The organism is Tsukamurella sp. 1534, from assembly GCF_000312385.1.
GTDB lineage: Bacteria > Actinomycetota > Actinomycetes > Mycobacteriales > Mycobacteriaceae > Tsukamurella.
This window is the reverse complement of the sequence record NZ_HE997626.1, coordinates 649,544-675,844: the sequence shown is the minus strand read 5'-3', so window position 1 is coordinate 675,844 and position 26,301 is coordinate 649,544. Positions and strand designations below refer to the sequence as shown.

Annotated in this window: 22 protein-coding genes; 17 read left to right on the top strand and 5 right to left on the bottom strand. The window is 71.5% G+C overall.

Annotated features, from left to right (window positions below; all coding sequences use genetic code 11):
- Positions 1-83 precede the first annotated feature (83 nt).
- The 4 genes from BN39_RS03420 to BN39_RS03405 are packed head-to-tail and all read left to right on the top strand — an operon-like array spanning position 84 to position 3,911.
- On the top strand, positions 84-1,790 hold the full coding sequence (locus BN39_RS03420) for a bifunctional uroporphyrinogen-III C-methyltransferase/uroporphyrinogen-III synthase (protein WP_019200954.1): 1,707 nt from the start codon (positions 84-86) through the stop codon (positions 1,788-1,790).
- 59 nt (positions 1,791-1,849) lie between these two features.
- Positions 1,850-2,842 (top strand): porphobilinogen synthase, encoded by a 993-nt coding sequence (gene hemB / locus BN39_RS03415; RefSeq protein ID WP_019200953.1) that lies wholly within the window; start codon positions 1,850-1,852, stop codon positions 2,840-2,842.
- Positions 2,839-3,420 (top strand): hypothetical protein, encoded by a 582-nt coding sequence (locus tag BN39_RS03410; RefSeq protein ID WP_148281403.1) that lies wholly within the window; start codon positions 2,839-2,841, stop codon positions 3,418-3,420. Before hemB ends, BN39_RS03410 begins: the two co-directional genes overlap by 4 nt.
- Positions 3,417-3,911, top strand: coding sequence for a DUF3093 family protein (locus tag BN39_RS03405; protein ID WP_019200951.1), 495 nt, complete (start codon positions 3,417-3,419; stop codon positions 3,909-3,911). The genes BN39_RS03410 and BN39_RS03405 overlap by 4 nt, the downstream gene beginning before the upstream one ends.
- 61 nt (positions 3,912-3,972) lie before the next feature.
- On the opposite strand, the gene BN39_RS03400 is transcribed toward BN39_RS03405, so the two are convergent.
- On the bottom strand, positions 3,973-4,449 hold the full coding sequence (locus BN39_RS03400; protein ID WP_019200950.1) for an NUDIX domain-containing protein: 477 nt from the start codon (positions 4,447-4,449) through the stop codon (positions 3,973-3,975).
- Positions 4,450-4,491: 42 nt separating this feature from the next.
- Between BN39_RS03400 and BN39_RS03395 the strand changes: the two genes are divergently transcribed.
- The 7 genes from BN39_RS03395 to BN39_RS03365 all read left to right on the top strand — a co-directional run bounded on the left by BN39_RS03395 (position 4,492) and on the right by BN39_RS03365 (position 13,405).
- Positions 4,492-5,613: a serine hydrolase gene (locus BN39_RS03395; RefSeq protein WP_019200949.1), complete on the top strand. Its 1,122-nt coding sequence runs from the start codon at positions 4,492-4,494 to the stop codon at positions 5,611-5,613.
- 90 nt (positions 5,614-5,703) lie between these two features.
- Entirely contained in the window at positions 5,704-5,910 is a 207-nt protein-coding gene (locus BN39_RS03390) for a heavy-metal-associated domain-containing protein (protein ID WP_019200948.1), read from the top strand.
- Positions 5,911-5,933: 23 nt separating this feature from the next.
- On the top strand, positions 5,934-6,557 hold the full coding sequence (locus BN39_RS03385) for an adenylate cyclase (protein ID WP_019200947.1): 624 nt from the start codon (positions 5,934-5,936) through the stop codon (positions 6,555-6,557).
- 65 nt (positions 6,558-6,622) lie between these two features.
- On the top strand, positions 6,623-8,836 hold the full coding sequence (locus tag BN39_RS23655; RefSeq protein WP_019200946.1) for a serine/threonine-protein kinase: 2,214 nt from the start codon (positions 6,623-6,625) through the stop codon (positions 8,834-8,836).
- 81 nt (positions 8,837-8,917) lie between these two features.
- On the top strand, positions 8,918-11,119 hold the full coding sequence (locus BN39_RS03375; RefSeq protein WP_019200945.1) for an MMPL family transporter: 2,202 nt from the start codon (positions 8,918-8,920) through the stop codon (positions 11,117-11,119).
- A 4-nt stretch (positions 11,120-11,123) separates the two neighbouring features.
- Entirely contained in the window at positions 11,124-11,807 is a 684-nt protein-coding gene (locus BN39_RS03370; RefSeq protein WP_019200944.1) for a TetR/AcrR family transcriptional regulator, read from the top strand.
- A 164-nt stretch (positions 11,808-11,971) separates the two neighbouring features.
- Positions 11,972-13,405 carry a cytosine permease gene (locus BN39_RS03365; RefSeq protein WP_019200943.1) on the top strand — a complete coding sequence of 478 codons (1,434 nt, stop codon included), beginning with the start codon at positions 11,972-11,974 and terminating at the stop codon, positions 13,403-13,405.
- 8 nt (positions 13,406-13,413) lie between these two features.
- Here the strand turns inward: BN39_RS03365 and BN39_RS03360 are convergent, their stop codons facing one another.
- The 4 genes from BN39_RS03360 to BN39_RS03345 form a co-directional block, all read right to left on the bottom strand.
- Entirely contained in the window at positions 13,414-15,387 is a 1,974-nt protein-coding gene (locus BN39_RS03360) for an acyl-CoA dehydrogenase (protein WP_019200942.1), read from the bottom strand.
- 76 nt (positions 15,388-15,463) lie between these two features.
- Complete coding sequence (locus BN39_RS03355; RefSeq protein ID WP_040765795.1) at positions 15,464-17,053, bottom strand: alkaline phosphatase; 1,590 nt, start codon at positions 17,051-17,053, stop codon at positions 15,464-15,466.
- A gap of 76 nt (positions 17,054-17,129) precedes the next feature.
- Positions 17,130-18,653, bottom strand: a complete 1,524-nt coding sequence (locus BN39_RS03350) for a carboxylesterase/lipase family protein (protein ID WP_019200940.1) — start codon at positions 18,651-18,653, stop codon at positions 17,130-17,132.
- Entirely contained in the window at positions 18,650-20,080 is a 1,431-nt protein-coding gene (locus BN39_RS03345; protein WP_019200939.1) for a wax ester/triacylglycerol synthase family O-acyltransferase, read from the bottom strand. The genes BN39_RS03350 and BN39_RS03345 overlap by 4 nt, the downstream gene beginning before the upstream one ends.
- A 163-nt stretch (positions 20,081-20,243) precedes the next feature.
- On the opposite strand from BN39_RS03345, the gene hemL reads away from it, so the two are divergent.
- From hemL to ccsB, 6 genes are read left to right on the top strand one after another with little or no spacing between them, the layout of a single operon-like run.
- On the top strand, positions 20,244-21,557 hold the full coding sequence (gene hemL, locus BN39_RS03340; RefSeq protein ID WP_040765793.1) for a glutamate-1-semialdehyde 2,1-aminomutase: 1,314 nt from the start codon (positions 20,244-20,246) through the stop codon (positions 21,555-21,557).
- Between the two features lie 16 nt (positions 21,558-21,573).
- Positions 21,574-22,215, top strand: coding sequence for a histidine phosphatase family protein (locus tag BN39_RS03335; protein WP_019200937.1), 642 nt, complete (start codon positions 21,574-21,576; stop codon positions 22,213-22,215).
- Positions 22,212-22,826 carry a TlpA disulfide reductase family protein gene (locus tag BN39_RS03330; protein ID WP_019200936.1) on the top strand — a complete coding sequence of 205 codons (615 nt, stop codon included), beginning with the start codon at positions 22,212-22,214 and terminating at the stop codon, positions 22,824-22,826. Before BN39_RS03335 ends, BN39_RS03330 begins: the two co-directional genes overlap by 4 nt.
- The gene (locus BN39_RS03325; protein ID WP_019200935.1) at positions 22,826-23,611 is read left to right on the top strand and encodes a cytochrome c biogenesis CcdA family protein; all 786 of its coding nucleotides are present in this window, start codon (positions 22,826-22,828) and stop codon (positions 23,609-23,611) included. The genes BN39_RS03330 and BN39_RS03325 overlap by 1 nt, the downstream gene beginning before the upstream one ends.
- A complete protein-coding gene (locus tag BN39_RS03320; protein ID WP_019200934.1) occupies positions 23,611-25,227 on the top strand; it encodes a cytochrome c biogenesis protein ResB in 1,617 nt (538 codons plus the stop codon). Before BN39_RS03325 ends, BN39_RS03320 begins: the two co-directional genes overlap by 1 nt.
- Entirely contained in the window at positions 25,227-26,219 is a 993-nt protein-coding gene (gene ccsB / locus BN39_RS03315) for a c-type cytochrome biogenesis protein CcsB (protein WP_019200933.1), read from the top strand. Before BN39_RS03320 ends, ccsB begins: the two co-directional genes overlap by 1 nt.
- Positions 26,220-26,301: the final 82 nt, after the last annotated feature.

Sequence of the window (26,301 nt, the reverse complement as noted above, 5' to 3'; positions counted from 1 at the left end):
ACGAGCGCCCTGCCCGCCGCGCACGCGGTCTTGACCGAAGAGGCCGCGCGCGCACCGCTAACAGGACTACTGGGAGCCGATACATGAGCCGCACTGCACAGTCCGCGACGGCAGCCGACACCGCCGTGGTGTCCAGCCGCCCCGCCTCCGCGAAGGCGTCGAAGCCCGGCCGGGGCAAGGCCACGGCGCCGGGACGGATCACCTTCGTGGGTTCCGGCCCGGGGGACCCGGGGCTGCTGACCCTGCGTGCACAGCAGACTATCGCGCAGGCGCGCACCGTCTTCACCGACCCCGACGTTCCGCAGGCGGTCGTCGACATGGTGGGCGTGGAGCTGCCGGTCGAGCCCATCGAGGCCGGCGAGAACGCCGAGGCCGCGACCGAGACGAAGGGCCGCAAGAACGAGCCCGCGTTCCGCAACCCCGCCGAGGTGTCGCCCGCGCTGGGCGAGCCCGCCGACGTCGCCAAGACCATGCTCACGCAGGCCCGCCACGGGCACGACGTGGTGCGGCTCGTCGCCGGCGACCCGCTGTCGTCGAACGCCGTGCTGGCCGAGGTGAACGCGGTCGCCCGCACGCAGGTCGCCTTCGAGATCGTCCCGGGGCTCTCGCCCGCCACCGCGGTCCCCACCTACGCCGGCATGGCGCTGGGCTCGGCGCACACCGAGGCCGACGTGCGCGGCGAGGTCGACTGGGCGGCGCTGGCCGCCGCACCGTCGCCCCTGGTGCTCAGCGCCACCGCCGAGCACCTCGCGGACACCGCCTCGTCGCTCGTGGAGAACGGCCTCGCGCCGCAGACCCCGGTCGCGGTCACCACGCAGGGCTCCACCTGCAAGCAGAAGACCGTGGACGCCACGCTGGCCACGCTCAACGAGGCCGCGGCCGGCCTGCCCGGCCCGTTGGTGGTCACCGTCGGCAAGATCGCCGGCAACCGCACCAAGCTCTCCTGGTGGGAGTCGCGGGCGCTGTACGGCTGGACCGTGCTGGTGCCGCGCACCAAGGAGCAGGCCGCCGACATGTCGAGCCGCCTGCGCGGGCACGGCGCCATCCCCATGGAGGTCCCGACCATCGCGGTCGAGCCGCCGCGCAGCCCCGCGCAGATGGAGCGCGCGGTCAAGGGCCTCGTCGACGGCCGCTACCAGTGGGTGGTGTTCACCTCCACCAACGCGGTGCGCGCCGTGTGGGAGAAGTTCACCGAGTTCGGCCTGGACGCCCGCGCGTTCTCCGGCGTGAAGATCGCCTGCGTGGGCGAGCAGACCGCCGCGAAGGTGCGCGCCTTCGGCATCGAGCCGGAGCTGCTGCCCACCGGCGAGCAGTCCAGCCTGGGCATGCTCGAGGTGTTCCCGCCCTTCGACGACGTCTTCGACCCGGTCAACCGGGTGCTGCTGCCGCGCGCCGACATCGCGACCGAGACCCTCGCCGAGGGCCTGCGCGACCGCGGCTGGGAGATCGACGACGTGACCGCGTACCGCACGGTGCGCGCAGCGCCGCCGCCCGCGTCGACCCGCGAGATGATCAAGACCGGCGAGTTCGACGCGGTCTGCTTCACCTCCAGCTCGACGGTGCGCAACCTGGTCGGCATCGCCGGTAAGCCGCACGCCCGCACCATCGTCGCGTGCATCGGCCCGAAGACGGCCGAGACGGCGATCGAGTTCGGCCTGCGGGTGGACGTGCGGCCCGAGACGGCGTCCGTCGAGGACCTCGTCGAGGCCCTCGCCGCGCACGCCTCCCGGCTCCGTGCGGAGGGTGCGCTGCCCCCGCCGCGGAAGAAGCCGCGCCGCTCGCGGTCGTAGCGGCGGCGCCGATGCGGCCCGCTCGCTCCGCTCCCGGCACCGTCCGTAGTCTGGGAGACATGACGTTCCCGCAGGTGCGGCCGCGACGGCTGCGCACCACGCCCGCCGTCCGCAGGTTGGTCGCCGAGGTCTCGATCGAGCCCCGGCAGCTGGTGCTGCCGATGTTCGTCCGCGACGGGATCGACGCACCGGTGCCGATCTCGTCGATGCCGGGAGTGCAGCAGCACACCCTCGATTCGCTGCGCGCCGCCGCCGAGGAGGCGGTCTCCGCGGGCGTGGGCGGGCTCATGCTGTTCGGTGTGCCCGACGATGCCGACAAGGACGCCGAGGGCAGCGCCTCCTGGGACCCCGACGGGGTGCTCAACCGTGGATTGCGCGCGCTGCGTGAGGATCTGGGCGATTCCACCGTGATCATGGCCGACACCTGCCTGGACGAGTTCACCTCGCACGGGCACTGCGGCGTGCTGGACGCAGAGGGGCGCGTGGACAACGACGCCACCCTGGAGCGGTACGCGCTCATGGGTGTCGCGCAGGCGCAGGCCGGGGCGCACATGCTGGGCCCGTCGGGGATGATGGACGGACAGATCGGCGTGCTGCGGTCGGCGCTGGACGCCGCTGGGCAGCAGGACGTCTCGTTGTTCGCGTACACCGCGAAGTACGCGTCCGCCTTCTACGGGCCGTTCCGCGAGGCCGTCGGTTCCTCGCTGCAGGGCGATCGCCGCACGTACCAGCAGGACGCCGCGAACCGCCGGGAATCGCTGCGCGAACTGGAGCTCGACGTGGCGGAGGGGGCAGACCTGGTGATGGTCAAGCCCGCCATGAGTTACCTCGACGTGCTGGCCGACGTGGCCGCGGCGTCGCCGGTTCCGGTTGCCGCCTACCAGATCTCGGGTGAGTACGCGATGATCACCGCGGCCGCGCAGAACGGCTGGATCGACCGCGACGCGGCGATCCGCGAGTCGCTGCTGTCGATCCGCCGCGCCGGCGCCGATGTGGTGCTCACCTACTGGGCGGTCGAGGCGGCCCGGAACGTCGCGCGGGGTGCGTGGTGACCGGACCCGAGCAGGGCCCCGTCTGGCCCGGTCCCGGCCCGCAGCCGCCGACGTGGCCCGCGCCGCCGCCGCAGCCGAAACCGGAGCGTCCGCCCCGTCCCTCGGACGTGGTCCTCTCGGTGCAGCTGTGGATCTTCGTGATCGCCACCTTCACCGTGTCCATGATCGCGCAGATCGTCGCGAACAAGGGCTCGGAGGCCGTGCGCGCGCAGTACGAGCGCGACATCCAGGGTGAGGGCCCCGGGCAGAAGATGATGCGCGAGCAGTTCCCGACCTTCGAATCCTTCGACAACGCGATCTTCGGCGTCGCGCTGTTCGCGGTGATCACCGGCGCGATCGTGACCGGCGTGCTGGTCTACCTGATGTGGCGCGGCCAGTCGTGGGCCCGGGTCGCCCTGCAGCTGGTGGGCGCGTTCATCCTGGTCCAGGGCGTGTTCGCGTTCTTCTCCGATCAGGCGCTCATCGCGGTACCCGCGATCCTGGCGGCGATCGCCATGGTGGGGGCGCTCATCACGAGCAACAGCCGCGAGGCGATGGAGTACTTCAAGCCGGGCTTCGCGTCGAGGACGCGGCGGTGACGGACGCAGCGGTGGCGCCGCTGTACGCGGAGCGGGGACTCTCGCGGATCTGGCTGATCTGGGCGCCGCTGGCGACGGTCCTCATGATCGTCACCCAGTGGCTGCTGCTGGGACGCACCTCGGACTGGTGGATGTGGGTGATCCTGGGGCTCATGGCGCAGCTGTTCGTGTGGCTGCAGGTGAGCGCCGGCCGCACGCATGTGAGCGTTGAACTCACGCCCGAGACGCTGCGCTGCGGCGACGAATCGATCGCCGTCGCGGACATCGCGGAGATCCTGCCGGGCAAGGCGCCCGACCATCCGAAGAAGGCGGCGCCCGAGGACTTCCCGTCGTGGACCTCGGCACGCACGATGGGCCGGCTGTCGTCGGTCCCACGCCGCCGCTACGGCATGGGGATCCGGCTCCGGGACGGGTCCGTGGTGCAGGCGTGGGCCCGCAACGACTACGCCCTGCGGGCGGCGCTGGAGCCGCTGCTCATGCCGGCGGGATGAGCCCGGCGACGGTCCGCCCGCCCCTGTTCGTGGTCTGAATTCCGAACGTCGGGTTCAGGCGCTACTGCCAGGCGGGGCGGGTGTCGCCGCGCAGGGCGGCGAGGCCGCGGCGCACGCGCTCGGTCTGCCGCGGCGACATCGGCGGAAGGGCCTCGGGGTGGAACCAGGCGATCTCGAGCGATTCGTCGTCGGCGACGTGCGCCTCCCCGGACACGTACCGGCACAGGAACAGGATCGTGAGGTACTGCGCAGCATCGCCGTTGGGGTAGGTGACGGGATCGTCGGTGCGCAGCGCCAGCAGGTCCAGGACCTCCGCCTCGACGCCGGCCTCCTCGCGGATCTCACGGACGATCGCGTCTGCGGGCTGCTCTCCGGGCTCCAGGATCCCGGCGATCGAGGCCCACGCGCCGGTGTCCGACCGCCTGCCGAGAAGGACCCTGCCGTCACCGTCGACCACGACGGCCGCGACGCCGGGCATCCACAACAGATCCGTACCGATCTTCTCGCGCAGGCTGCGCACGTACTCGGGGATGGGCATGCTGGTCAGGGTACGCACGATCGGCTGCTCGAGAGGATCGCGATGCTGGACGAATTGGTGGCGGCGCAGGTGGGCAGGGGTGCGGTGCCGGGCGTGGTGGCGGCGATCGACGGCCCCGGCGGTCTCGACGTGGCGGTTGGCGGCGAGCGGGCACCGGGCGTGGAGATGACCCGCGACACGGTGTTCCGCATCGCGTCCATCGGGAAGCCGATCCTCGCGGCCGCCGTGCTCGCGCACGCCGAGCGCGGCACGCTTGCGCTGGACGACGATGCGGCGCACTGGCTTCCGGAGATCGCGGCGCCGCGGGTGCTGCGCGATCCGGGCGGCCCGCTCGACGACACTGTGCCCGCCGACCGCCCGATCACGGTGCGCCACCTGCTCTCCTTCACCGGCGGCCTGGGGATGGTCTCGGATTTCGGCGCGCCCCTGATGGCGGCGCTGTTCGGCGAATTGCACCAGGGCCCGCCCGATCCGCAGGGCACGCCGCCGCCCGACGAGTGGATGGCCGTCGCCGGGCGGCTGCCGCTGGCGCACCAGCCGGGGGAGGGGTGGACCTACAACACGGGCGCCGATCTGCTGGGCGTGCTGCTGGCGCGGGCCACCGGCGGCACCCTCGGGGAGGCGCTCGACGAGGCGGTGCTGGCCCCGCTCGGCATGGCGGACACGGCCCTCCACGCCGGGCCCGCGCAGCGCGGACGCCTCGGCGATGCGGTACAGAACGGCCCCGACGGCTTCGTCGTGGTCGACCCGGCGGACGGGGCGTTCACCTCGCCGGCGGTGTTCGAGTCGGGCTCGGGCGGGTTGGTCTCGACCCTCGACGACATGCTGCGGTTCGGCCGGATGCTGCGCGGCGAGGGCGCCCTCGACGGTGCGCGGGTGCTCGCCCCGGAGGCGGTGCGCTCGATGCTCACGCCGCACGTGCCGCCGCAGCCGGGCAACGTGTTCCTCGACGGCGCCGCGTGGGGCTACGGCGGCGCGGTGGACGTGGCCCGCGACAAGCCGTGGAGCGTCCCGGGCCGGTACGGCTGGATCGGCGGCTCGGGCACGGCGTTCTACTACTACCCGGACACCGGCCGGGTGGTGGTGTGGCTCAGCCAGTTGCAGCTGGACGGGCCCGACGAGTTCGACGTGATCGGCAGGTTCCTCACCGCCGCGGTCGAGTGACCGTGGCGAATGTACCCCTAGGGGGTATATTTGAGTCGACGGTCCGCGCGACGATGGACAGCAGCGGCCGTCGCGACGAAGGAGTGAGGAATGGCAGTGGAGAGCAACTACACCGTGACCGGGATGACCTGCGGCCATTGCGCCGCGTCCGTGCGCGAGGAGATCTCGGAGATCGCCGGCGTGCAGGGTGTGGACGTGAACGTGGAGACCGGCGCGGTCACCGTGACGAGCGACGCGGACCTCGACCGCGCGGCGGTCGACGCGGCCGTCAAGGAAGCCGGTTACGCGCTGGCCTGAGGTTCACCGGTTACGGTGGAACCATGTCTGAGCAGGGTTTCGGGGACTTCGAGTTCGAGCGCAAGTTCTTCGTGCGCGAGGTCCCCGAGGCCGCATCGCTCGACCCCGCGCCCACGCTGATCGTGCAGGCCTACCTGTTCGCCGCGGACGGATACGCCGTGCGGGTGCGCGTGCAGGGGCCGGCCCCCGAGGATCCGACCGACGATCCCGGTGTGCTCATCGACGCGCTCGGCGACGCGACGACCGGCACCATGGCCGCCAAGGGGCCCGCCGTGAGCGGCACCCGCTACGAGGCCGAGCGCGAACTGGATCCGCTGGTCGCCGGGCAGATCGTGCGCCGCGCCGACCACGTCGTCGCCAAGGTCCGCCACTCCATGTGGCTCGGCGAGGACGGCTGGGTGATCGACGAGTTCCGCGGCGCCAACGCACCGCTCGTCATGGCGGAGGTGGAGCGCGGAGGGCCCGTCGTGGACCTCGCCATCCCCGACTTCTGTGTGACCGAGGTGTCCGAGGACGACCGGTTCCGCAACGAGTACCTCGCTCACGTCCCGTTCGGCGGCTGGGCCGACGCCTACCGGCGAGAGCTCGCGCTGCTCGGGCCCCGATTCGTGCACTCGCTCGGCGAGAACCGCCTGGGCGGCGTCTGAACTCAGCCGAGTCCAGGCGCGCGCCAACCGCCGGGTGGCAGCATCTCTCCGCATGAGGAGGCACGATGCTGCACGCGGGTGAGGACTTCGCCGGGTACCGGATCGAGCGGATGCTCGGGGCCGGCGGGATGGGGGAGGTGTACGTCGCGCGGCACCCGCGGCTGCCCCGATCCGATGCACTGAAGGTATTGGCCCCGCAGTTCGCGGCCGATGCCCACTACCGCGCGCGGTTCGAGCGCGAGGCCGACCTGGCTGCCGCGCTCGCGCATCCGGCGATCGTCATGGTGCACGACCGGGGTGAGTTCGAGGGCCGGCTGTGGATCGCGCTCGCCTACGTCGACGGCGCCGACGTGGCGAGGATCGCCGCCGCGGGACGGTTGCCGAACGCCGAGGTTGTGCGGATCGTCGCCGCCGTCGCGGACGCCCTGGACTACGCCGGCGCCCGCGGCCTCGTGCACCGCGACGTCAAACCCGCCAACATCCTGGTCAGCACCGACCGCCGGATCCTGCTCACCGATTTCGGCATCGCCCGGATGGGCGACGAGGCCTCCGACCTCACCGGCACCGGGGTCACCGTCGGGACGCTCCAATACGCCTCCCCCGAACAGCTGCGTGGGCTCACCGTCGGGCCGAGGTCCGATCAATACTCCCTGGCGTGCACCGCCTTCCACCTGCTGGCCGGGTCCGCGCCGTTCGCGGACAGCAACGCCGCGAACGTGATCGCCGGCCATCTCGCGGCGCCGGTGCCGACGGTCCGCCGCGCCCGCCCCGATCTGACGCCGCAGGTGGACGCCGTCCTCGCGCGGGGCATGGCGAAGGATCCGGCGCACCGGTTCGGTACGAGCGGCGAGTTCGCGGCCGCGCTGGGAAGGGTGCTCCAGGCCTCGCCCGGGTGGGCACCGTCGGCACCTGCGCCGCACGACCCCGACCGGACGCACCTGCGCGGGCGGGAACCGGTCCCCGCCCCGACGGTGCCCGCCGCCCGGCGGACCGGACGCGCGGCCGCCGCGATCGGCCTCGTCGCGCTGCTCCTCGTGGCGGCCGCCGGATACGGCGGATACCGGTGGCTGCGCTCGCCCGGCGCCGGAGACGGGCCGACCGCCGCGGCCGCCGCGCTGCCGCGCGTGTCCTCGGTGCCCGCGCTGCCGTCGCTGGCGGCGAAACCCGAGAAGCCGCGCTGGGAGGTGAGCGACGACTGGGACTTCCTCGACGCGACCGAGCGGCTGGCCGCGTTCCAGGTGCGCTCGCGGCCCGGCGGGATCGCGGTCGTGGACGCCGCGACGGGGCGGCCCACCCGCCCGGTGATCGCGCTGCCGAACCTGCAGCGCGTATCGGGCTGCGCCGCGCGCGAGCGGCGGCTCGCCTGCGTGGGGGAGTCCGGCGCGCAGGAGCCGCTGCTCGCCGTCGTCGACCTGGAGTCGGGTGCGGTGTCCACGAAACCCGTGGGGGACAAGGGGGATGCCGCGTTCGTGGGGGAGAACGCGGTCTGGCACACCGAGAAGGAGGCCATCGCCTTCCGCCCCGACGGCACCGAGGCCTGGCGCTTGTCGGCGGAGACCGTGCAGATCCATCCCACGGCGGGCTTCGCGGTCGCGATCGCCGCCGCGCCGAAGGGTGACCCGTTCGGGAAGGGCATCGTCACCGTGCTCGACGGCGGTGGTCGGGAAATGCTGCGCCGCGAATACGAAGCGGGCCGGCAGTCGCCCGTCGTGCGGACGTCGATGACCGGCCTGCTGCTGGAGACGCGCGACGCCCTGGAGGTGGTGGCCCGCGACGGCACCGTCCGCCCCGTGGCCGGCGGTTGGCAGGGCGCCCACGACTGCTTCTGTGATGCGCCGCCGTCGCTGCCGGTGGTGTGGCGGGCGGAGGGCGACCGGACCGTGGTCGCCGCGATCGACCCGGCCACCGGCGAAACCCTCTGGTCGCGGGCGATGTTCGGCAAGCGGGTCTCCGGTGCGGAGGGCTCGGCGACGGTCGAGGTGCGCGGCGCGGGCACCGCGATCATGGGGAAGCGCACGCAGTCGAACACGAGTGGCTCCGATACCACCGCGTACGACATCCGCGACGCCTACACCGCCGAGGGTGGCGACGTCTTCTTCGGCCGCACCGGCGAGATCGTCGGCAGCGACGGCACCCGCGCGCTGGTGCGCCTCTCCTCGCCGAGCGGCCTCGCGGCGTACGCCGTGGGCGAGGTGGCGGAATCGTGGGCGCTGCCGTTCAGTGCTGCGCCGTTCGTCGAGGCGGGCGGTGTGTATGTCGGCAATCGGAGGGTGATGTAGATCTCCGCCCGTGGTCGGTTGACGCCACCTGTATTAACGCTGTTAACTTAACGTCGTTAATACAACTGGAAGGGACGCCCGATGATCGACGCACTCACCCGCTTCGTCGCGCGCCGCGCGAAGGCGGTGCTGTTGCTCAGCGTGATCCTGCTCGCCGCGTCGGGCCTCGCCGGCGCCGGCGTCGCCGACAAGCTGCAGGCCGGCGGCTACGTCGATCCCGAGGCCGAGGCGATGCAGACGTACGACCGGATGGCGGACGACTTCGATCGCGGCGGCCTGCCGCTGGTTCTCGCGATCGCCGCGCCCGAGGGCAGGACGCTCGCCGACACCCCGGAGGCCGCCGGCTACGCCACGGGCCTCATCGACGGCCTCCGCAAGGACTCGCGTGTGGAGAGCGTGGTCGACGGGTTCTCCGCGCCCACCCCGATGTTGCTCAGCGAGGACAAGCGCACCGCCCTCATCGTGGCGTCGATCGCCGGCGGCGAATCCCAGGCGCCGATCAACGCGCGCGACATCGTCGACGGGTTGCCCGCGCCGCCCGCACCCGTGACCATGACGCCCGGCGGGCAGGCGTACAGCTACGAGCAGATCAACGCGCAGTCCAGCAAGGACCTCCTGATGGCGGAGGCCGTGGCCATCCCGATCACCTTCCTGGTGCTGGTGTGGGTGTTCGGCGGGCTGATCGCGGCAGCGATCCCCGTGCTCGTCGGCATCGCCGCGATCATCGCCACGACGGGCATCCTGCGCGCGTTCACGGCCGTCACCGACGTCTCGATCTTCGCGCTGAACCTCACCACGGCGATGGGTCTCGCGTTGGCGATCGACTACACGCTGCTCGTGCTCAGCAGGTACCGGGAGGAGGTGACCGTGGGACGGGCCCGGGGCGACGACCCGTCCACCCTGCGACGGGACGCGCTGCGCCGCACCATGACCACCGCGGGACGCACCGTGATCTTCTCCGCGGTGATCGTCGGCCTCTCCCTCGCGGCCATGGCGATCTTCCCGATGTACTTCCTGCGCTCGTTCGCGTACGCCGGCGTGGCCGTGGTGCTGTTCGCGGCGCTGGCCACGCTGATCCTCACGCCCGCGATCCTCACCGTGCTCGGCGACCGGGTGGACGCCCTGAAGATCGGCCGGCGACGTCCCGAACCCGAGCCGCAGCACAGTCTCTTCTACCGGTTCACGCAAGTGGTGCTGCGCCGCGCGGTGCCGATCGGGCTCGCGCTCACCGCGCTCCTGCTGATCCTCGGAACTCCGTTCCTGAACATCCATTTCGGCTTCCCCGACGACCGCGTGCTGCCCTCGAGCGCGTCCTCGCACCAGGTGGGCGACACCATCCGCTCGGACTTCTCCGAGGATGCCGCGGGGCAGGTGAGCGTGGTGCTCACGTCGCCGGTCGACGACGGTGCGGTGACCGACTACGCCACCCGGCTCTCGCAGGTGGGCGACACCGGCGCCGTGGTCGCCCCGACCGGGACGTACCTGCACGGCACCCGGGTGTCCGACGGTGACCCGACGGCGCGCGCGGCGAACGGCACTGTGCTGCTGACGGTCTCGTCCACGCTCGACCCGCTGTCCGGCGACGCTTCGGACCAGCTGGACCGGCTGCACGGGGTCTCCGCGCCCGCCGACGCCTCGTTCGGCGGCTCCGCGCAGCTCAACCGGGACTCGGTGAACTCGATCATCGACACCCTGCCGCTGGTGCTGCTGGTGATCGCCGCGACAACGTTCGTCCTGCTGTTCCTGCTCACCGGCAGCGTGGTGTTGCCGCTCAAAGCCCTGGTGATGAACGTGATCTCGCTGTCGGCGGTGTTCGGCGCGCTGGTCGCGATCTTCCAGTGGGGCTGGCTCGGCGGGCTCGACACCACGGTGACCGGCGCGATCATCGCGAACATGCCGGTCCTGATGTTCTGCATCGCGTTCGGACTCTCCATGGACTACGAGGTGTTCCTGCTCTCCCGGATCAAGGAGTTCTGGGACCACTCGCCGGTCAAGGATCACGCGGCCAACGACGAGGCGGTGGCGCTGGGCATCGCGCGCACCGGCCGGGTGGTGACCGCCGCCGCGCTGCTCATGGCGATCGTGTTCGCCGCCATCGGTTTCGCCGGCGTCTCGTTCATGAAGATGTTCGGCGTCGGCATGATGATCGCGGTCCTGCTCGACGCGACGCTGATCCGGATGCTGCTGGTGCCCGCGTTCATGCGGGTCGCCGGGACGTGGAACTGGTGGTCGCCGGCGCCGCTGCGGCGCCTGCACGACCGCTTCGGTCTGCGAGAATCGTGACACCATGACGATTCCGGGACGGCGTAGGCGCAGCAAGCGCGGCGACGGGGAGCGCCTCGCCGGCGACATCCTCGTGGCCGCCACCGAACTGCTCATCGAGACCGGCAGTGCCGAGGCCGTGTCGATCCGCGGGGTGGCCCAGCGCGTCGGGGTCACGCCCCCGTCGATCTACCTGCACTACCCCGACAAGCAGGCGCTGTTACGCGCAGTCGTCGCCCGATTCCTCGAGGGCCTCGACGACGCGCTGCGCGCCGCCGAGCAGGACGCAGCGACGCCGCTCGACGCGGCCCGCGCCCAGGGCCTCGCGTTCGTGCGCTTCGCCGTCGAGAACCCCGAGCAGTACCGCCTCGCGGTGATGGAGCCCTCGGAGTTCGCCTCCGACGTGGACGTGATGCTGAACAATGCAGCTTTCAGTCACCTCGAGGAAACCGTCCGACGGCTCCAGGAAGTGGGCTACTACCCGCCCGGTGACCCACGCCCGATCGCGCTGCAGATGCTCACCGTCGTGCACGGCGTCGCCTCACTCCTCGTCGCGAAACCCTTCCTGCCGTGGGGCGACGAACTCGAGTACGCCGACCGCGTGATCTCCGGCGCGTGCCTCGGGATCGCCCTGACCTCGGGGCTGCCGGAACTGCCCGACGGTGCCGAGGCCCTCCGGATCGTCCAGAACCTGCGCGACGGGCTCTGAGTCGCGTCCGGCGGCACGGCGCCGCACAGGAAAACCCGTGCGACCTGCTCGTTCGCGGGAGCAAACAGCTTGACAACGATCTGTATAGACCGCACTATACAAATCACACGGTGACGCACGTCACCGCGGCACGCAGTTCCGCTCCAGCACGAAGGGCCGCCGAGATGACGACGAACGCGAAGGCCCCGCTGCGGGAACGCCGCACCATCGACGTGGTGCCCGATTCCGAGCGGCACGGCACGCCGCGCAGCCAGTTCACGCTGTGGTTCGGCGCCAACCTGCAGATCACCGCGATCGTCGACGGCGCGCTCGCCGTGGTGTTCGGCGCCGACGCGCTGTGGGCGATCCTCGGCGTCCTCATCGGCAACGTCGCGGGCGGCGCCGTCATGGCGCTGCACGCCGCGCAGGGCCCCAGGATGGGCCTGCCGCAGATGATCTCCAGCCGCGCACAGTTCGGCGTCAAGGGCGCCGCGGTCCCGTTGATCCTCGTGATCCTCATGTACCTCGGCTTCGCGGCCACCGGCACCGTGCTCGCCGGGCAGGCGATCAACCGGATCATCGGGGTCGACGAGCCGGCGGTGGGGATCGTCGTCTTCGGGGTCCTCACGGCGATCGTCGCGGTGGTGGGCTATCGGCTCATCCACATCGTCGGCCGGATCGCGACCGTGGTCGGGATCGCCGGCATCGCGTACCTGGTGGTGCGGCTGTTCAGCACCTACGACGTGGGGGCGGCCGTGGGGGTCAAGGGGTTCGACGTGGTGACGTTCCTGCTCGCCGTCTCTCTGGGTGCCGGGTGGCAGCTCACCTTCGGCCCGTACGTCGCCGACTACTCGCGGTACCTGCCGCGGTCCACGCCGGAGCGCACCACCTTCTGGGCGACGTTCTGCGGCAGCGTGATCGGCTCGCAGATCTCCATGACGTTCGGCGCTCTCGTCGCGGCGTGCGCGTCGAAGGCCTTCCTGGGCAATCAGGTGGGCTTCCTCGGCGACCTCGCGGGGCCCGCTGCCGCCGCGATGGTGGTGTACCTGGTGATCGTCGTCGGCAAGCTCACGGTCAACGTGCTCAACGCCTACGGCGGATTCATGTCGGTGCTCACCACCGTCACCGCGTTCGGCGGCGGGTCCAGGATCTCCTCGCTCGCCCGCACCCTGTACATCGTGGGCTTCGTCGCGGTGTCCGTGCTCATCGCGGTGGCCGCCAGCGCCGACTTCCTGGAGAACTTCAAGAACTTCGTGCTGGTGCTGCTGATGGTGTTCACCCCGTGGAGCGCCATCAACCTCATCGACTACTACGTGATCTCCCGCGAGCGGATCGACGTCCCGGCGCTGTACGACCCGGCGGGCCGGTACGGGTCGTGGAACGCGGCAGCACTGGTGGCCTACGCGGCCGGGGTGCTCATCCAGATCCCGTTCCTCGCGCAGAAGTTGTACACGGGACCGGTCACCGAACTGCTCGGGGGAGCGGACGTCTCGTGGATCGTCGGCCTGCTCGGGACCGCGGCGATCTTCTACCCGCTGGCGAAGCGGACGTCGCGCGCACCGTCGGCGATGATCTACCCCGCGGGCTTCGAGTCGGAGCCGGCGCCGGCGGGACGGTAGCGCGGCCGCTACTGGGCGGCGACGCTGTTGCGCGGATCCAGCATCGGTACGTCGAGGGCGGCGGCGGGGATGCCGAACGCGTCGACCAGGGAGTCCGCGATCGGGCGGGCCTTGCCGCACAGCTCGTTCACGCCGCGGCGGATGGCCTTGGCCCGCTCCACCGATACGTGCCGGTGCATGAGGTACCAGCCCAGGTCGCGCTCCAGCAGCGAGTACACGTACAGGTTGCGCATCAGCTTGAGCGCATCGCGGGTCTCGCGGTCCTGCACGTCCGTGATCACGTCCACGAAGCTCTCCAGGACGATCCGCTCGATGTGCGCCTCGCCGACCTTGATCAGGTGGTCCTGGGTCTCGGTGAACACCTCGAGCGGGTCCGCGTCGTCGTCCTTGGCGCGGCGCATCCGGTCCGCGGCGGTGCGCAGCAGATGGTTCTCCCGATTGCGGAGCAGGCGCAGCTGCGTGCCCGGGTGGGTGAGTTCGCTCTCCTCGGTGTCCTCGTCCGAATCGTCCATCAGCGTCTGCACCACCTGGCGCGCTGCGGTCTTCTCCAGCACCACGTCGCGGGCCATCTCGGCGACGAACCGCACCCAGCCCACGGCGTCGAGGCCCTGCACATCGGCCGCGTACGCGGTGAGCTGCTCCTTGGCGACCAACTGGGTGAGCACAAGGTTGTCGCCCTCGAAGGTGGTGAACACGTCGATGTCGCCGCGCAGCAGGGGAAGCCGGTTCTCGGAGAGGTATCCGGCGCCGCCGCACGCCTCCCGCGCCGCGCTGATCGCGTCCGACGCGAGCCGGGTGTGGCCGGCCTTGATCGCGGCGGCCTTGCCCTCGATCTCGCGCGCGTAGTCGGCGTCCACGGCCTCCGGGTCGCCCGTCTGCAGCTCGTGCAGCTCCGCCGTGAGCTCGTTCTGCGCCAGCGCGAACGCGTAGGCGCGGGCCACCAGCGGCAGCAGCCGGCGCTGGTGCGTGCGGTAGTCCAGCAGGAGCAGCTCGTTCTCGCCGCCCGGCGCGTCGAACTGGCGGCGCACCAGCGCGTACTTGGTGGCGAGGGTGATGCCCAGGCGCCCCGCGGCGCCGGCCGCGGCGCCCACCGTGACGCGGCCGCGGATCAGCGTGCCCAGCATGGTGAAGAACCGGCGATTATCGGATTCGATGGGGCTGGAATAGGTTCCGTCCCCGGCGACGTCCGCGTACCGGTTCAGCAGCTCCGCGCGCGGGATGCGCACGCGGTCGAACACGATGCGGCCGTTGTCCACACCGGGCAGGCCGCCCTTGTAGCCGCAGTCCGAGGTGGTCACGCCGGGCAGGTCCGCGCCGTTCTCGTCGCGGATCGGCACCACGAAGCAGTGCACGCCGCGGCCCGTGGGCTCCTCGCCGGGGCCGCCGGTGATGAGCTGCGCGAACACCGCGGCCCAGCGCGCATGCTTGCCGGCGCCGCCGATGTAGTCCTTGCGCGCGCTCGACGTGGGGGAGTGGATCTCGAACTCGCCCGTCTCCGGGAGGTACGTCGCCGTGGTCTCCAGCTCCTGCACGTTGGAGCCGTGGCCCGTCTCCGTCATCGCGAAGCAGCCCACCACGTCCAGATCGATCAGCCCACGCACGTAGGTGTCGTGGTGGTGCCTCGTGCCCAGGTTCTCCACGGCGCCACCGAACAGGCCCCACTGCACGCCGGCCTTCACCATCAGCGACAGGTCGCCGTAGCCGAGCGTTTCGATCGCGGTCACCGCGGCGCCCACGTCGCCGGTGCCGCCGTGCTCGGTGCGGAAGCCGTCGGCCGGGAAGCCCAGCGGCACCATGTCCTTCATCTGCGTGAGCATCAGCTCGCGGTACTCGTCGAGCCCCAGCCCCGCCTTGGGGACCACGTCCCCGGCCTGGATCTGCTCGCGCACCGTGTCCCTCGTGGCGGCCCAGCGGCCGTCGAGGATGGCGCGCAGCGCTGCGGTCAGTTCGGGCGACGATGCCGGTGAGGGCGAAGCACTCATGCTTCCCACCGTACCCACCGAGGGTGATTCGCGAGGGTTTCGCGATCAGGATCACCCGCGGCAGGGCCCGAGCGGCTCAGACCTGTTGCAGGCCGCGCACCCCGTCGCGGATGTCGAAGGACGCCGCTGTCTCCACGGGCGCACCGGGCTTCGAGACGTACGGCAGCACGCGGTAATCGGCGCGCATCGACTCCGGTGTGATCCGGGTGCTGATGTAGCCGCGCTGATTCCGCAGCAGCCGGATGTGCGGGTTGTCGCGCAGCTGCGCGGCCTCCTTCGCGCTGTGCTCGGCCGAGCCGTCGCCGCCGCTCGTGATCGACGTGGCGGTCAGCTCGGACGCCACCACCGCGTCGCCGCGACGGATGTCGTTGGCGTAGTGGGTGTGCACGTCGCCGGTGAGCACCACCGGGTTGCGGGTCCCGGCCGCCTGCCAGCCGTCCATCACGCGGTCGCGCGAGCCCACGTAGCCGTCCCAGCCGTCCGGGTTGTAGCCCGCCGCGTCCGTCGGGTCGTAGTCGATCGGCGCGAACATCACCTGCTGGCCCAACAGGTCCCAGCGCGCCTTCGACGCGTGCAGCCCGTCCAGCAGCCAGCTCTCCTGCTCGGCCCCGGTGAGGCTGCGCGCCGGGTTCCGGTTCTCCGGATCGGTCGCCGGCAGCTTGTCGTTCCCCACCTGGTCGTCGCGGTACTGCCGGGTGTCCAGCATGTGGAAGGTGGCGAGGTCGCCCCACTGCACCCGGCGGTACAGCCTCATCGACAGCCCGCTGGGCACCTGCGCGCGCCGCAGCGGCATGTTCTCGTAGTACGCCTGGAACGCGGCGCGGCGCCGCTCCAGGAAGTCGGGCTGCGGCTTCTCCGGCTTCTCGTAGATCTCGCCCGCCCAGTTGTTGTCGATCTCGTGGTCGTCCCACACGACCACCCAGGGGGCCGCCGCGTGCGCGATCTGCAGGTCCGGATCGGACTTGTACTGCGCGTAGCGCTGCCGGTAGTTCGCCAGGGTCTGCGTCTCGGGCCCCTTGTGGTCCCGCACGTTCCCGGTCTTGAGCTCGTACCCGCCCGCCTCGTACTCGTACTGGTAGTCGCCCAGGTGCAGGATCAGCTGCGGGCGCTCCTCGGCGAGGTGCCGGTACGCCGTGAAGTAGCCGTGCTCGTACTGCGAGCAGCTGGCGAAGGCCATCGCGAGCGGCGTCATCGAACCCGGTGCGGGCGTCGTGTGCGTCCGCCCGACCGGGGAGAGGGCGCCCTCGGCGCGGAACCGGTAGAAGTACTCCCGCCCCGGCTGCAGGCCCGCCAGCTCGACGTGCACGCTGTGCCCGGCCTCGGGGGCGGCGGTGGCGTCGCCGCGCTGCACCACCTTGGCGAAGCGCTCGTCCTCGGCCACCTCCCACTGCACCGGGAACGCCCGCGACGGGATGCCGCCCATCCCGTCCTCGGCGAGCGGGTCCTTCGCGAGCCGCGTCCACAGCACAGCGCCGTCCGGAGCGGGATCGCCCGATGCGACGCCGAGCGCGAACAGGTCGCCGCGCGGGGTGGCGCCCGGCGCGGAACCCGGCGCCGAGCTCGGCGCGGAGGAGCCGCCGTTCGACGCGCAACCCGCGCTGAACAGGGCGGCCGCTCCCGCGGCGCCGAAGAGGAGTGTGCGACGGTTCACAGAGGGCGAGGGCATGGCTGCACCGTGCCGCCCGCGGGTGACGCGAGCGCGTCCGCGGCATGAGCAGCGGGTGAACTCCCCTGGACGGTCGCTACCGGCGCGCCGCCTCGAACGACTCCCAGGCACGCCGGATCTCGGCCGACGGGTCGTACTCCACCCGGCTCTCGTCGTCGATGACCAGTGTGGCCCTGGAGGTTCCGTTGTAGGTGGGCCACTCGCCGGCGGGACGGCCGGTGCGCGAGAAGGTGATCCAGTCCCGCTGCATCCCGTCGGACACCCGCATCGCGATCCGCCGGTCGCCCAGCGCGCCCATGACCCAACCCGTGACGCCGTGGTACACGCCGAACACCGCCATCAGCTCCGAGGCGTGAGTCGGCCCGTAGCCCAACAGGTCCAGCGTCTTCGGCGAGAAGTCGTACCGGTAGAAGTACGTGGGCTGGTGCTTGGCGTGCGCCTGCGCGATCCGCACGGACGGCGCCCAGAACATGAAATCGCCGATCAGCCGGTTGATCGCGGGAACGCTCGGGTACGACGGGTACGCGGCCGTCAGCGCGTCCACCCGATCCTGCGGCGCGCCGAGGGTGTGCGCCGCGCGGTCCGCCGAGGGCTTGCCCATTCCCGGCATCTTCGTGAACAGCGTCGCCTCGGTGCGGTTGGTGCCGATGATGAGCGGCACCTGAGCGCCGCGCCCCGCGGCGATCGCGACCTCCGGATCCTCCGGGAGGAAGTCGCCGTCGACCGTGGGGCCGTAGGGGACCACGCCGAGCTGTTCCCGATTGACCTCGCCCATCAGGTGATTGCCGGTGCGGCCCAGCTCCTCCGAGGTGGACGTGTCGATCGCCTCGGGTCCGCCGAGCATCTCGACGAACCGCTTGCCCCAGCCGCGCGCGGTGGTGGCGTCGACGGTGAGCTCGGGCGCGGAGCTCTGCGCGATGGCCCGGTGGAACAGGCCGCGGGCGGCGGGCGTGGCGAGCAGCGTGGTGACGGCGTTGCCGCCCGCGCTCTCGCCGAAGATCGTGACGCGCTCCGGGTCGCCGCCGAACGCGGCGATGTTGCGGTGCACCCACTCCAGGGCGGCCACCTGATCACGCAGGCCGAGGTTGCCGTCGATCGGCCGCTCCGCGGTGGAGAAATCAGTGAGGTCCAGGTAGCCCAGGGCACCCAGCCGGTAGTTGATCGACACGAAGACCACGTCGCCGCGCTCGACCAGCGAGTTGCCGTAGTACAGCGGCGTCGCGGAGCTGCCCATGAGGTAGGCGCCGCCGTGGATGAACACCATCACCGGGCGCGGCGTGGTGGCCGGGCGCGCCGGGGTGACCACGTTGAGCGTGAGGCAGTCCTCGCTGGTGGGCTGGTACTCCCGGAACCCGATCAGCGTGTACTTCTTGTTCTGCGGCGCGGCGTCGCTGAACTCGGTCGCCGCGCGCACCCCCTCCCAGGGCCGCACAGTCTGCGGCGCGCGGTAGCGCAGCGGGCCCACCGGCGGCGCCGCGTAGGGGATGCCGCGATAGGCGTGCACGGACCCCTGGTCGAGGCCCCGGAGCTCGCCCGCGTCGATCCTGACCCGCGGGCCGTCGGACTCCTCGCGGGTGGCGTCGGCTGCGGTAGCCGTCATGGATTCCCTCCGTCCGTCGTCGGTCCCGCACCGTCGACCGACGCGGCGAGCTCCGCGATGTCGCGCTCGAAGGCGCGCACGATCGGCCAGGGATCGGGCACCTGCTTCTTGCAGGCGATGACTCCGATGTTCAGTGTGCCCTCCTGCGAGAAGACCGTCACGTTGAGACCCGCGCCGTGGAACACCGGGCCCAGCGGGTACATCGAGTGGATCCGCGCGCCCAGGAAGTACAGCGGGAAGTCCGGGCCCGGCACGTTGGAGATCACCAGGTTGTAGACCACGGGGTGCAGCTCGGGGATGTTGTTGTCGCCGTAGAGCTTCGCGCCCAGCTGCATGATCGACGCGGGCGCGAACTGGGCCCACGAGCGCAGCAGGTTGTCGTCCAGCTCGCCGTGGTGCTCCTTGCTCGTGGCCACTCGCTCCCGGATCGCCTCGAGCCGCCCGACGGGGCCCTCGACGTCCGTGGTGAGCCGGGTGAACATGCCGGTCACCTTGTTCGTGCCCTCCACCAGGGTGGCGCCGATCTCGGCCTCGTGCACCGATACCGGCACCATCCCGACCAGCGGCTGCTGCGGCAGCTCGCCCCGGTCGTGCAGGAATTCGCGGATCGCGCCGGACACCGCCGCCAGCACCACGTCGTTGACCTTGACGCCGTAGTGGTCCTTGATCAGCTTGACCGTCTCCAGCGGAACGTTCGCGAACGCGATGGACCGGTGCCCGGTGATCGCGCTGTTCAGCGACGTGCGCGGCGCGCTGAACGGGGCGGGCATCGCCTCGCCGCGCCGTGCCCGCGACCACCACTTCACCGGAACCGGCAGCGTCCGCGGGATGAGCGAGACCAGCGACAGCGGGCGCATCAGGACGTTCCGCGCACCGTCGGCCGCGAGCTCCCAGACGGGCGCGCCCCCGGTCGAACGGCCCACCATCTCCGGGTCCAGCGGCGGCGGCTCGGGCGTCAGCGAGCACAGCTGGGCCATCAGGCCCGCGCCGGTGACCCCGTCGACGCCCGCGTGGTGCATGCGCATCATGATCGCGATCCGCCCGTCGGCGAGGCCCTCGATCACCCACATCTCCCACAGCGGCTTGCTGCGGTCCAGGGGCAGCCCGGCCACGTGCGCGCACAGCTCGGCCAGTTCGTGTTTGCCGCCCGGCGCGGGCGCCGCCACCCGGTGCACGTGCGCCTCGATGTCGAAGTTCTCGTCCTCCACCCACACCGGGTGGTCCAGGTTGATCACCGAATCGTGCAGCTTGCGCCGGAACGCCGGCATCGCGGTGATCCTGCGCGCCAGCTCGGAGCGCAGGTCCTCGAACCGGTAGCCGCCCTCGACGGTGCCGGGGTCCAGTTCGAGGATCCCGGACACGTGCATCAGCTGCGATCGGGATTCGAGGTAGAGGAAGGAGGCGTCCAGCCCGCTGAGCCGTTCCATGTGCGTGCTCCCCTTGTGTGAGGTGTCGGGCCCCTGGCTGGAACCTGTTCCACTATACGAGGCGGGTGCGCTCCGCTGCGCTCAGTTCCCCGGGATGGTCCGGGAGGCCCGCCTCCTACACCCTGTAGTTGACGAGTTGCCCTCGTTTGGGACACTGGAGGTCGTGAGTTCCCCCGAAACCCCCGCAGCGACCAGCGCCGCGCTCTTCGAGCGCGCAGCAGCATCGATCCCGGGCGGCGTGAACTCACCCGTCCGCGCCTTCTCCGCCGTCGGCGGAACGCCCCGGTTCATCACCTCCGCCACGGGCTCGCAGCTCACCGACGCCGACGGCAACACCTACGTCGACCTGGTCTCCAGCTGGGGCCCGATGATCCTCGGGCACGCGCACCCCGCCGTGGTCGACGCCGTGCAGCGGGCCGCGTCCACCGGCCTCAGCTTCGGCGCGCCCACCGAGGCCGAGGTGGAGCTCGCCGAGGAACTCATCGCGCGGGTGGCCCCCGTCGAGCGGGTCCGCCTCGTCAACTCCGGCACCGAGGCCACCATGAGCGCCGTGCGCCTGGCCCGCGGCGTCACCGGTCGCGGCAAGATCGTCAAATTCTCCGGCTGCTACCACGGCCACGTCGACGCGCTGCTCGCCGACGCCGGCTCCGGCGTCGCCACCCTGGGCCTTCCGACCAGCCCCGGCGTCACCGGCGCCCAGGCGGCGGACACCCTGGTCCTCCCGTACAACGACCTCGACGCCGTCCGCGAAGCCTTCGCCCGCTACCCGGGCGAGATCGCCGCCGTCATCACCGAGGCGGCCGCCGGCAACATGGGCGCCGTCCCGCCCCTGCCGGGCTTCAACGCGGGCCTGCGGGAGATCACCGAGGCCGACGGTGCGCTGCTCATCCTCGACGAGGTCATGACGGGTTTCCGGGTCAGCGCCGCCGGCTGGTACGGGCTCGACCCGGTCGACGCGGACCTGTTCACCTTCGGCAAGGTCATGTCCGGCGGCCTGCCCGCCGCGGCCTTCGGCGGCAGCGAGCGCGTGATGAACCACCTGGCCCCGCTCGGCCCCGTCTACCAGGCCGGGACCCTGTCCGGGAACCCCGTCGCCGTGGCAGCGGGCCTCGCGACCCTGCGCAACGCCACCGCCGACGTGTACGCCGCCCTCGACGCCAACAGCCGCCGGCTCGGCGGCCTCATCGGCGACGCGCTCACCGCCGAGGGCGTCACCCACCACGTCCAGTACGCCGGGAACCTGGTCTCGGTGTTCTTCGCCGGCGGCCCCGTCACGAGCTACGCCGAGGCCAAGGCCGCGGAGACCTTCCGCTTCGCCCCGTTCTTCCACTCGCTGCTGGAGCAGGGCGTGTACCCGCCGCCGAGCGCCTTCGAGGCGTGGTTCGTCTCCGCCGCGCTCACCGACACCGATTTCGAGACCATCGCGGCGGCCCTGCCCGCCGCCGCCCGCGCGGCCGCCGCCGCCCGGGCGCAGTAGAAGGAACCCGCCCGTCATGACCCAGGACCAGACCCAGACGATCGTGCACGTGATGCGGCACGGCGAGGTGCACAACCCCGACGGCATCCTCTACGGGCGCCTCCCCGGCTTCCGGCTCTCCGACCGCGGTCGCGCGCAGGCGCAGACCGTCGCGGACGCCCTCGCCGATCACGACATCACCCAGGTCTTCGCCTCGCCTCTGCAGCGCGCTCAGGAGACCGCCACCCCCATCGCCGCGGTGCACGGGCTCGGCATCATCACCGACTACGAGCTCATCGAGGCGGGCAACCGGTTCGAGGGTCTCAAGGTGTCGGTGGGCGACGGTGCGCTGCGCCGGCCGGAGCACTGGGCCAAGCTGCGCGACCCCTTCACCCCGTCGTGGGGCGAGCCGTACCTGCAGATCGCGCACCGCATGCTCGGCGTCGTCGACATCGCGCGGGAGCGGGCCCGCGGCCACGAGGCGGTACTGGTGAGCCACCAACTCCCCGTCGTGACCCTGCGCCGGCACCTGGAGGGCAAGCGCCTGTGGCACGACCCCCGCAAGCGGCAATGCTCGCTGGCCTCCCTGACCAGCCTCGTCTACGAGGGCGACGCGCTCGTGGACCTCGTCTACTCCGAGCCGGCGGGCGCCTCCGACCCGCTGGCGACCGGCGCGTGACGCGCTCGGCCCGGGCCGCCCGCACCGCCACCCGCCGTGCGCTCGCCGCCCTGATCGTCGGCGTGGTCGCGGTGACCGCCGCCGGCTGCGTCCAGTTCACGGACCAGAGCGGCAAGGGCGGCGTGATCGCCCCCAACGGCAAGACCAAGCACTTCTACGAGCCCGGCAAGCGCAGCACCGTCGGCACCCTGACCGGGCGCAGCGTGGCGGACGCGAACACCAGGATCTCGCTGTCCGACTTCGCGGGCAAGGTGGTGGTCATCAACGTGTGGGGCTCCTGGTGCGCGCCGTGCCGGATCGAATCCCCCGACCTGGAGCGCGCGTACGTCGCGACCAAGGACAAGGGCGTGCAGTTCCTCGGCATCAACGTCCGGGAGACCGCCGGTGACGACGCCGCCCGCGACTTCATCGCCTCGCAGGGCCTGACCTACCCGTCGATCTACGATCCGCCCGGCCGCACGCTGCTGGCCATCGGCGAGCAGTACCCCACCACCGTGGTCCCGATGACCTTCGTGCTCGACCGGCAGCACCGGGTGGCCGCGACCTATCTGACGACGGTCGCCGAGAAGGAACTGCTCGGCACCATCGACACCGTCCTCAAGGAGCAGTGATGGGGGAGGCCTTCGCGAATGCGGCCGTGTCCGGGCCGCTGATCGTCGCCCTCGCCGCGTGCGCGCTGGCGGGCCTGGTGTCGTTCGCGTCCCCGTGCATCGTGCCGCTCGTGCCCGGCTACCTCTCGTACCTGTCCGGCCTGGTCGGCGCCGAGGCGCCCGCCGCCACCGTCGACGAGGCGAAAGCCGGTGCGCGCGCGGGGCGTTGGCGCGTCGTGGGCGCCGCCGGCCTGTTCGTAGCCGGGTTCACCGCGGTGTTCCTCCTGATGACGATGTCCGTGTTCGGGCTCGCCACGTCGATCCGGCTCAACGCCGAGACCCTGATGCGCATCGGCGGCGTGGTCACCATCGTCATGGGGCTCGTGTTCATCGGGCTGGTCCCGCTGATGGACCGCGACGTGCGGTTCGCGCCCCGGCAGTGGACCACCCTGGCCGGCGCGCCGCTGCTCGGCGGCGTCTTCGCGCTCGGCTGGACCCCGTGCACCGGCCCCACCCTGGCCGGGATCCTCTCCGTGAGCGTGGGCACCGAGGCCGCGCCCGCCCGCGGCGCCGCGCTCATCGTGGCGTACTGCCTGGGGCTGGGGCTGCCGTTCGTCGTCCTGGCTCTCGGTTCGACGGTGGCCGTCCGCGCCGTCGGGTGGCTGCGCCGCAACTCCCGGAAGATCCAGGTGTTCGGCGGGGTGCTGATGATCCTCGTCGGCATCGCCCTGGTCACCGGCTACTGGGCCGAGCTGGTGGACCTGGTGCGCCGAATGTTCGTCTCCGACACGGTGATGCCGATCTGATGACTGCTCCCCTCTCGCAATCCCTGCCCCGCCGCGTGCTGGCGACGTGCCGCAACACGTGGCGCTCGCTGACGTCGATGAAGACGGCGCTGGTGCTGCTGTTCCTGCTGGCCGTCGCCGCGATGCCCGGCGCGCTGCTGCCGCAGCGCGACATCGATTCGCAGGCCACCGCGAAGTACATCGACGATCACGGCACGCTCGGCGAGCTCATGGACAAGCTCCAGCTCTTCGACGTGTTCAAGTCGATCTGGTTCACGTCGATCTACGTGCTGCTGTTCGTCTCGCTCGTGGGCTGCATCGTGCCGCGCCTCGGCGAGCACGTGCGCGCCCTGCGCACCCCGCCCGTGAAGACGCCCCGCAACCTCGCCCGGATGCCGCGGCACACCGAGCGTGAGTCCACCGAGGATCCCGAGGCCCTCGCCGCGACGATGCTCGGCAACATGCGCGGCTGGCGCAAGGTCAGCCGCGCGGGCGGCAAGGGCGAGGCCGACGGGGTCGTCACCGTCTCCGCCGAGAAGGGCTACCTCCGCGAGGCCGGGAACCTGCTGTTCCACGCGTCGCTGCTGGGGATCCTGGTGGCGATCGGGGTGGGCCACCAGTTCGGCTATGAGGGCTCGCGGATCGTCATCGCGGGCGACGGGGGCTTCTGCAACTCCTCGTCGAACTACGACACCTTCCGCGCGGGCAACCTGGTCGACGGCACCGGCCTCGCCCCGTTCTGCCTCCGCGCCGACGACGTGCAGGCCACGTTCCACCCCAACGGCCAGCCGGACATGTTCCGCACCGAGGCCTCCTACCAGGACCGCGACGGGCTGCGCGAGGACACCTGGCAGAAGTACTCGATCGAGGTCAACAAGCCGCTGCGCACCGAGGGCGTGCGCGTCTACATGCTGGGCCACGGCTACGCGGGCACGTTCACGGTGACCTACCCGAACGGCGCCGTCCGCACCCAGACCATGCAGTTCGCTCCGCAGGACAAGTTCTCGTTCCTCTCCTCGGGCGCCCTGCGGTTCGACCCGCCGGGCGACCTCTACAGGACCGAGGACGAGCGCCGCGCCAAGCAGATCGGGATCGAGGGGCTGCTCGCCCCCACCAAGCGGCTCGACGGTTCGCTGCTGACCTCCAGCTTCCCCGCGCCGAACGACCCCGCCGTGGCGGTGGACGTGTACCAGGGCGACACCGGGCTGGACACCGGCAAGCCGCAGAACATCTTCGCGCTGAGCCGCGACCAGATCGACTCCGGGCGCCTGGTGAAGAAGGCGCGCGTGAACCTCGACGTGGGGCAGGCGACGACGCTCGAGGACGGCACGCAGGTGCGGTTCGACGGGGTGAAGAACTTCGCGGCGCTCCAGGTGAGCCACAACCCGGAGCAGGGTTGGACGCTCGGCTTCGCGATCGGCATGCTCGCCGGGCTCATCGTCTCGCTCACGGTGAAGCGCCGCCGGGTGTTCGCGCGGCTCACACCGCGCGAGGGCGGCGGTACCGTGGTGGAGATCGCCGGGCTGGCCCGCACCGACGAGGCCGGCTGGAACGAGGACTTCGAGGAGCTGGCCGACCGGCTGGTGGGGCGGAACGCGACCCGCCCGCAGAGATCCGATGAGGAAGAGACGAACTGATGGGTCCTGACATCGACGCCGACCTGGCCAAGTACTCGGACGTGCTGTTCACCAGCGCGACGGGGATCTACGCCTTCGCGCTGATCCTGCTGGTCGTGGAGCTGGCGACGTCCAGCGTGGACCGGAGCGCGGCGCGCGACCGCAGCCGCGAGCTGGTCGCGGCGGGGGGCGCCCCCATCGCCACGTCGTCCACTCCGGGGCTCGTGGTCGACGACGCGCCGCGGCGCGGCCGGTCGGAGCGCATCGGGCGGATGGGCTACGCGGTGGTCGCGGCGGGCCTGCTGCTGCACATCGCGTCCATCGTGTGCCGCGGCCTCGCGACGGACCGCATGCCCTGGGGCAACATGTACGAGTTCGTCGCGATCACCTGCGCGGGCGCGGTGCTCGCGGGCCTGATCATGCTGCGCTCCACCGCGACCCGCCCGATCCTCGTGTTCGTCCTGGTGCCGGTGCTGGTGCTGATGTTCGTCGCCGAGGGCGTGCTCTACACGACCGCGGGCCCCGTGGTGCCGGCCCTGAAGTCGTACTGGCTCGCGATCCACGTGTCGATCGTCTCGGTCGGCTCCGGCATCTTCCTCGTGTCCGGCGTGGCGAGCCTGCTGTTCCTGCTGCGGCGGCACTACGAGGCGCCGGACGGGACCGTGCGCGCGCCGTCGGGCGCCTTCGGGACGCTCGTCGAGCGCCTGCCGTCCGCCAAGGTCCTGGACCGGGTGGCGTACGGCACCGTGATCGTGGCCTTCCCGCTGTTCAGCGCCGGCGTGATCTGCGGCGCGATCTGGGCGGAGGCGGCGTGGGGCCGGGCCTGGGGTTGGGACCCCAAGGAGACGGTGTCCTTCATCGCGTGGGTGATCTACGCGGCGTATCTGCACGCCCGCGCGACGTCGGTGTGGCGGCGGGCCGCACCGTATCTCAACATCCTCGGATTCGTTGCGATGTTCTTCAATCTGTTCGTCATCAATTACGTGGTGAGCGGTCTCCACTCGTACGCCTGACATTTCCGCGGAATCGCGAAACATGCGAAAGGGCGCCACATCCCGTGCGGGAGTGGCGCCCTTTTTCCGGTCGAATCGCGGA